The following is a 7,946-nucleotide window of genomic DNA, read 5'->3' as shown; positions in this document are numbered from 1 at the left end:
TTCGCGGGAGACGGATCTATTTAACGGGCAGCGGTCATGGGGGGTTTTAGACGCACCATAGATGCTTAGATGTGTGCAAAACGGCATATCGCAGAGGACAGCCTGTACTCTATTCGAGCGGTATAATGTTCGAACCGAAACGACGGTCGAAGTTTCGACCCACATCAAAGAGGTGCTCGTCGATGGGATCTCCCGTAAAACTCAGCTTTTTTGCAAAACGCGATGTGCTTCGCTGCGTTCCCTTGATGTCTTCGGGCGTAACGTATGGTTACATCTCGAGCGGCCTCGCCATGCCTAAGGGCGGTGCGTGCTATGTTGCTGCTTTTGACAATCCAGCGAATACAAGCAAGGCGCGCATCGTTGCATATATCGATTGGTTCGGTCGAGCGTATTCCTGCGATGAACCCCTCGCCCAAGAACCGCTGCGCGACCCCGATTTAGTGGTGTACACCTGTGAGGACAACGTCGAATCGGCGGAGGCCAACAACGAAAACGCCGACGCCACGTCACCGGCACGTTTGGATGTGTTTCTCGGCGATGGCTCGCGTCGAACGGTCGCCGAAGCCAGGGTCGCGAACGTCGAAAACACCAGGAAAGCCGAGTTCAGCTACACGGCAATAGACGATTCGTTCCCTGGTAAATTCGAAGTCGCAAACCCATCGCGCTACCTTGAGTTTATGTCGATTGCCTATCTCGCGTTCGTCGAATTTGCGCGCTGCACCGAGTGGGAGCCCAAATCAGCATCGAGCGATTCGAGCGACGATGGGGCCATGTCCAATGAGGCCTTCGATTTGGCCGCTGTGTTTTCCCGATTCCAGCAATCCGATTTTTTTGACGCGATTAATCGAGAGGTCCTGGAAGCGGAGACGTCGTGGACCGAAAACCCCGAACGTGCGCGCGGTATTGAGCGATTTTTGGTGAACGGCCTGCGCGACAGCGGCCTCGTCGGCATCTCCGGCGACGCTTTAACGGTCGAAGGGGCGACCGAAGGGCCGAATGCTCGCCTCATTCGCACGTCGCGATATTCGAACCTGTTCTTTCTCGACTTCATGTACAACACGCAAACCGAATGTTTGGAAGATGGCGCTTTCGCCTCGTGCGACGCCACGCGCGAGATACGTCACAAGCTGTTGCGCGCTGAAGGAGCCCTCAACAGATTCCTCATGGTGTCCAACTTCCTCGAAAGCGAAGAGGACGACACATTCGAGCAAACCGAAGAAGAGATTTCGAAACTCGCCGATTCCTTCGTCGAATACCTCTGTGTGCAAGCGCCCGATCCGAATACGCCGCTTGAAACAACAGGACGTTGGGACACTCATATCGCGATCGCCCAAGCGGGGGAGTTGTGGCGCGCGCCCTACCGCATTCCCTATGAGTTTTGCCTGAACGAAGCATGCACAGAAGTCGGCTTTAATCTTGCCGTATCCTGCAAATTCGCCATGGCGCAAACTCATTGGGACAGCGATGTTAACGATTATCTGCCGTATACCTCTTTTGAATTGAGCGCGACTGAGGCGCGCTATGCCGCGCATGCTGCGCTTTTGGCCGCGTCGAGCGCATTTCACGCCTCGGCCTCAATTGAAAAGGTTTGCGTGAATTGCCTGCGCGACGGAAAGAGGGACGACATCGTTATTTCTGCTGAATTCGACCGCAAAACGCTCTGCGAGGCATATTCGGCAAGCGAGGCGAATGCATTCAAGGAACCCTTCGAGACCCTTTCGAGGTTCAATGCGCGTTTCAACCTCGAAGGCGATAATGGGCTCCGCCGCATCGATAAGCTTTTCTCTCTTGGCCAGGGCGCTTTTAAATCGAGCTTTGAGCGTTTGGTGGCAATCGACACCACGCCATTCAATGAAAAGGCGCGCGACATGCTCCATGTCGATTGTCCAATGCGCATGTCCATTTTCGAAGACGGCCAGCGGCGCGCGTATGCCGATGAGGTTTCAGCCGCGCTTGATGCTGGCGTCGAAAACGCAGAGCTCGCCTTGAAGCAGATTCATGACCGCACGGAAGATTTGCTTGTGCGTGACATTTGCAATAGGCTTTTGGCCGCATTCTCCGAAGGCTCTTTAGGGGAAACGTCGTTTCTCGAGGTGAAGGAAGCGTTCATGGATGCATACGGCCTTAAGCCCGCCATGATGCGCGCTTCGTCGCTCATGCGCGACGACGATCCGGCTGCCATTGGGCTCCTTGAGGAATTAGCCGCGCAAGGCGATGCCATTGACGGTTTCAACGACACCTCGCGCGTATGCTATCGCTATTTTGATAGCTACGAAACGCGCGCGATTTATGCGAAACGATGCCTCGACGATGCGAAAGGCCGTATCGTGAACCCTCTTGCCGACGAAGTGTTTCTTGCGCACGATTCCCTTGCACAAGAGCTCACAACGACGATTACAGGCGCCGATGAGGCGCTCAGGCATGCGCAACGCTGCATAGAGCTCTCTCCGGCACGCGCCTATTCGTACTTACGCGCGGCTCGAGCGTACTTCATGAAAGACGACTACGAAAACGAAGTGAAGATGTGCTGCAAGGCGCTCGAAGTTACATGGAAGGTCGACGACGCCGGACTCGCGTTCTATTGGCTCGCGTATTCGTTCTGGAAACTCGAGAAGTACGATGCCGCGGTCGCTTGCTATAAACGCTGCAGCATGCTTAATTCCTACATGGCCGCCGAGGCGAAAGCTGAACTCGACGAGCTGCTCTCGTCGGTGAAGGGTCTTAAACGCCACAGTGTTGAGGAGGACGAAGCGATTCTTCAAGCGCACGGTGTCCCCTTGAATGCTTTGACCGAAAACGCCGAATTCCTCCTTGCTGCCGCGAGAGAAACGATTGACTCGTCGGCGGTTTCCCTCGGCTGTATTTTGGCGGCGGCGGCAGTTCGCATCTCACGCGACGACGCGATCGTCCCCGCGCTTCGCGCCTTGAATGTGACGATGTAGCGCAAAAGCCGTCGGGTCCCAGACCAAAAGAAAACCCCAGATGCTGCTGGCAATCTGGGGTTTATTGCTTACAGGGGGCTCATTGGCCCACGCGACGGTTACTGGAACTTCTTCACGTTCATGCAGCGCATGGCGTTAAGAATGGCCAGAATTGCCACGCCCACATCGGCAAACACCGCCATCCACATATTCGCGATGCCCACGGCGGCAAGCACGAGCACGGCAAGCTTCACGCCCAAGGCAAACACGATGTTCTGCCATACGATACCCATGGTTTTGCGCGACAAACGAATCGCTTTCGCGATATTCGACGGCTTATCGTCCATGAGTACGATGTCGGCCGCCTCAATGGCAGCATCGGACCCCATCGCGCCCATCGCGATGCCGATATCGGCGCGGGTGAGCACGGGCGCATCGTTGATGCCGTCGCCCACGAAGGCAAGCTTGCCTTTCTTGCTTTCCTCATCCAGCAAGCGCTCAACTTCCGCGACCTTGTCTTGGGGCAGAAGCTTGGCGTGGAATTCATCAAGGCTAAGCGTCGAGGCAACGGAACGGGCGACTTCTTCCGCATCGCCGGTCAGCATCACCGTTTTGGTCACGCCCGCTGCATGCAGGTCGGCGATAGTTTTGGCGGCATCGTCTTTCACCATGTCGGCGATAACGATATGACCCAGGTATTTTCCGTTTTCCGCAACATGCAGCATCGTTCCAACGAGCTCGCAGTTGCTGGCATCAATATCGAGGCTCGCCATGAGTTTGTCGTTACCAACGCTCACGCGCGCGCCGTCGATTTCGGCCTGTACGCCACGTCCGCTTACCTCACTCGCATTCGACACGCGGGCCTCGTCGACACGCTCGCCGTACGCGTGCTTTACCGACATCGCGATAGGATGGTCGGAATACGCTTCGGCATGAGCCGCCAGTTCAAGCAGGCGATCGCTTTCGACGCCTTCTGCGGGATGAACAGCAACAACGCCGAAGGTGCCGCTCGTAAGCGTGCCTGTTTTATCGAACACGACCGTATCGACCGAGGCAAGCGACTCCAGATAATTGCTGCCCTTGATCAAAATTCCGAGTTTGCTCGCGCCGCCAATGCCGCCGAAAAACGAAAGCGGAACGCTGATGACAAGCGCACATGGGCAGCTCACTACGAGGAACGTAAGTCCGCGGAAAACCCAATCGCTCCACGCGCCGAAGCCGAGCAGGGGAGGAAGCACCGCCAACGCGAGCGCGACTCCGCATACTGCAGGCGTGTAATAACGAGCGAAGCGCGTGATGAAATTCTCGGTATGGGCCTTCTTTTCGGCAGCGTTCTCGACCAGCTCAAGAATACGACTCACTGTTGACTCGCCAAAGGGCTTCGTTGTTTTAATGGTAAGCAATCCTGTGAGGTTCACGCAGCCAGAGACCACTTCGCTGCCCGCTTCGATGGCGCGCGGCACACTCTCGCCGGTTAAGGCGGCCGTGTCGAGCTGGGAAGTTCCTTCCACAACGATGCCGTCAATCGGCACGCGCTCGCCCGGCTTTACAATGATTTCGCTGCCAACAGCAACGCTATCGGGGTCAACCTGCTCCAAATCGCCGTTCGCGTTACGCACGTTTGCGAAATCGGGGACAATGTCCATCATCGCCGCGATCGATTTGCGGCTTTTACCGACCGCGTATTGCTGGAACAGCTCGCCCACCTGGTAAAACAGCATAACCGCTGCGCCTTCGGCCATATGGGGGCCAGAGTCGGGGAAGAATACGAGCGAAAATGCGCCGATCGTCGCAACGGCCATAAGGAAATTCTCGTCGAACACCTGGCCATTTTTGATATTGCGCGCCGCTTTAAGAAGAACGTCGTAGCCGGCAATCGCATACGGAATAAGGTACAGTACTAATTCCGCATACACCGCATTGCGTTCGCTGCCGAGCCAAACGGAAAGGGGCAACAGCTCCGTTATAGCGAATATCAGCACAAACAAAACGAGCGCAAGAACAATGCGCTTTCTCCAGCGCCTCAATTTCTTATTCATGGCAATAATCCACCTTGAGATTTATCGCACGATCTCGCAATCGGGTTCGATTTTTCTGCAAATAGCCTGCGCTTCGTCCATGATTTCGTCGAAGCGCGCATCGTCGGCCTCGACGACGAGCTTCTGGGTCATGAATGTCACTTTGGCATCGACAACGCCATCGATTTTCTTGATGGCGGCCTCCATTTTCGCTCCGCAGTTCGCGCAATCAAGTTCGTCGAGTTTAAACGTCTTACGCATGGCTTGTTCCTTTCACTCATGCGGGTTAATAGGCTTATTCGCAAATATGGGTCATGCCCTGAGCGATCATCGTGTATACGTGGTCGTCGGAAAGCGAGTAGATCACGTTTTTGCCATCGCGCTGGAATTTCACCAGGTGGGCCTGCTTCAACGTGCGAAGCTGGTGCGAAACGGCGCTTTGCGTGGCGCCGATAACCTCGGCCAAATCACCCACGGAAAGCTCACGCCCCATAAGGGCATACAGAATTTTGATTCGCGTCGTATCGGCGAATACCTTGAAGAGGTCCGCCAAATCGTAGAGCAGCTCTTCGTCGGGCATATCGGGGGCCGTTTCATGAGCCTGCTCGCAACCGCAGCTGCAGGAAAGGCTCGGTTCTTGAATGGCCGGTTCTTCAACAATAGTCTGTGCCATGCTTGCTCCTTTATGAGACCAAACAAACATATGAACAACTGTTCATAAGTATAGATATAAGAATGGCGCTGTCAACAAAGGCAGCGCCACAATTTCAAGTATTTTGCTTCGCTTGGCGAAAAGGCGCCCGCAAGAAGGGGAGCGCGGAAGAGCCTTCGCTTCTCACGCGAAGGAGAACAATCCAAAAGCGATGTACCGGTTGACCCCCTTCGGACTTCGTTTCTCGCACGGGGAGAACAACCCGCTTTTGAGGCTGGAAGGAAGCACCCTGTCCAACAGGCTCGTTCGCGCAATTCCCAGGGGCGCGAACAGGCTCGACGCTCATGGCGGGACATCGTGCCCAGCGTGCGCTATTCCTCGATTCCGGCCAGCGCGTTGTTCATCGCGTAGCGAATGACATCGGATCGGCTCAGCATTCCGACAATCGCGCCGTTCTGCATGACGGGCACCTTCTTCAATTTATGCTGCGCCAAAAGCGTGCATGCCTCTTGGAGCGTTGCGTCTTCAGGAATGCTCACGACGCGTTCTGTGGCGATATGCGAAACAGGAAGCGCGATAAGTTCTTTAAGCTTCTCATCGAACGTTTGGCTATTTGCCGCCTCCATGAGCGAATACGAGCTCGTAATCGTCGGGTGGCATTCGGAGAGGTAGCGCATGATGTCGCCGTCGGAAATAAAGCCGATTGGGACACCGCCGTCATCCACGACCGGCATGCCGCTTACTTTGCGATTGACCAGCTCATGCATGACTTCCCCAACAGGCATGGTGCCCTTTACGACAAAAGGGGTCTTTTCCATAAGCAAGGCGATTCCCGTGGCTTGCTGGGCTTGTACGTGCTTGGGGGCAGCGTTGTCCCGTTTTACCGCGGCTCGGCAGAAGACAGTGGCGCCAATTGCCGACGCAAGAGCCAAAGCGGCAGCGAAGCATACGGCAACGGCAAAACCCTGGGCAACGGCGGCGTTTTCCAGTGCGCCGGAGTTCAGTGCGGCGTTTTCCGACGAGGACATAAGTCCGATGTAGAGCGAAGGGCCTGCGCACGCGGCGATTTGCGTGAATGTCGTCATAAGGGCAACACCGAAGGGGTTTTCACGCGGCGGAAGCGTACGTAATCCAGCCGTCTGGGAAGGAGAGAGCGTCATGCCAACGCCGATGAACACCAAAACCGACGCGAAAAACATCGCGACAATGGAGTACGACGAGGCGAGCGTTGCCATGAGCGCAAAGCCCACGGCAACGCTCGCAAAGCCAAGGGGAATGAGGGGCCATCCTCCGCGTTTGTCCATAATTCGGCCGCTCACCAGGGTCGATACCGCGTTGCACAGCACAGGAATGAGCATGACCACACCAGCCATGAATGCCGTTATGCCGCATGCGCCTTCAAGATAGAGGGGGAGCAAAACGCTCATCGAGAACGTTGACATAAGGGAGACCAGAGTGAAAACCGCAGCGGGCCAAAACGAAACGCGACGCATCGGAGAAAGCTCGATAAGCGGATATTGGCAGGCGAGCTGACGGACGACAAAAGCCACGGCTGCCGCAACCGCGACAACGAGCGAGACGGCTCCGAACATCGTGTCTATCGCGATTTCCGCCAAACCAAACGAAAGCGCGAACAACGTGACACCCGAAAGGGCCACCGAAGGCGCATCAAGATGCGTTTCGCTGTTTTCGAGGTCTTTCACATAGATGAAGCCCAAAACAACAAGAAGCACCATAACCGCAATCGGTGCAATAAATATCGAGCGCCACCCCAGATTCGTGACCAATGCGCCACATACAACAGGGGCGAAGGCGGGGCCAAACGTAATGGTGCATCCACCCAATGAGAGATACGATCCAAGCTTATTCTTCGGCGTCACGGCCAAAATCGTGTTCATCATAAGAGGGATGAACACACCCGAACCCACCGCTTGAATGATTCGCGCGACTAAGAGCATGGCGAAATTCGTTGAGATGAGGCCTAGAACCGAGCCAGCCAAAGTAAGGCCACTCGCGGCAAAGAACAGCGCTCTCAGCTTAATGCGACGATAGAAGAACGCCATGCACATAACGACAATCGTTGAGGCGATCATGAATCCCGTTACAAGCCACTGCGCCGTAACTGAGTCAATGGCGAACTCGTCCATGATGGCGATAAGGCCCATATTCACGAGGTTCTCATTAAAGCCAGCCAGGAATGCTCCGCCGTATAAAACTGCCAAGAGCATGGTCGATTGTTTTCCCTGCATACCAGAAAACTCCTTTTTTGGGCGCACGAAAGGCGCCGCGTTGCTGCGGATACATGCGAGCCCGAAGGCCCAACAGCTGGACTTACGTTGTGAAATGCGGGGCGCG

At 55.4% G+C, this 7,946-nt stretch carries 5 protein-coding genes; 1 reads left to right on the top strand and 4 read right to left on the bottom strand.

Features of this window, described 5'->3' with window-relative positions; genetic code table 11:
- Positions 1 to 182: 182 nt before the first annotated feature.
- Positions 183 to 2,942 (top strand): tetratricopeptide repeat protein, encoded by a 2,760-nt coding sequence (locus ACWI8T_RS02385; RefSeq protein ID WP_449137813.1) that lies wholly within the window; start codon positions 183 to 185, stop codon positions 2,940 to 2,942.
- 98 nt (positions 2,943 to 3,040) lie between these two features.
- Here the strand turns inward: ACWI8T_RS02385 and ACWI8T_RS02380 are convergent, their stop codons facing one another.
- From ACWI8T_RS02380 to ACWI8T_RS02365, 4 genes are all read right to left on the bottom strand, one after another.
- Entirely contained in the window at positions 3,041 to 4,960 is a 1,920-nt protein-coding gene (locus ACWI8T_RS02380; protein ID WP_449137812.1) for a heavy metal translocating P-type ATPase, read from the bottom strand.
- Positions 4,961 to 4,981: 21 nt separating this feature from the next.
- Positions 4,982 to 5,200: a cation transporter gene (locus ACWI8T_RS02375; protein ID WP_288483984.1), complete on the bottom strand. Its 219-nt coding sequence runs from the start codon at positions 5,198 to 5,200 to the stop codon at positions 4,982 to 4,984.
- A gap of 34 nt (positions 5,201 to 5,234) precedes the next feature.
- Complete coding sequence (locus ACWI8T_RS02370) at positions 5,235 to 5,519, bottom strand: ArsR/SmtB family transcription factor (RefSeq protein WP_244595023.1); 285 nt, start codon at positions 5,517 to 5,519, stop codon at positions 5,235 to 5,237.
- A gap of 443 nt (positions 5,520 to 5,962) precedes the next feature.
- Positions 5,963 to 7,840 carry an MFS transporter gene (locus tag ACWI8T_RS02365; RefSeq protein ID WP_449137811.1) on the bottom strand — a complete coding sequence of 626 codons (1,878 nt, stop codon included), beginning with the start codon at positions 7,838 to 7,840 and terminating at the stop codon, positions 5,963 to 5,965.
- Positions 7,841 to 7,946: the final 106 nt, after the last annotated feature.

The sequence above is a fragment of the Slackia sp. genome, assembly GCF_977041755.1.
The sequence above is the reverse complement of the archived record's forward strand: the minus strand, read 5'-3'. Positions and strand labels throughout refer to the sequence as shown.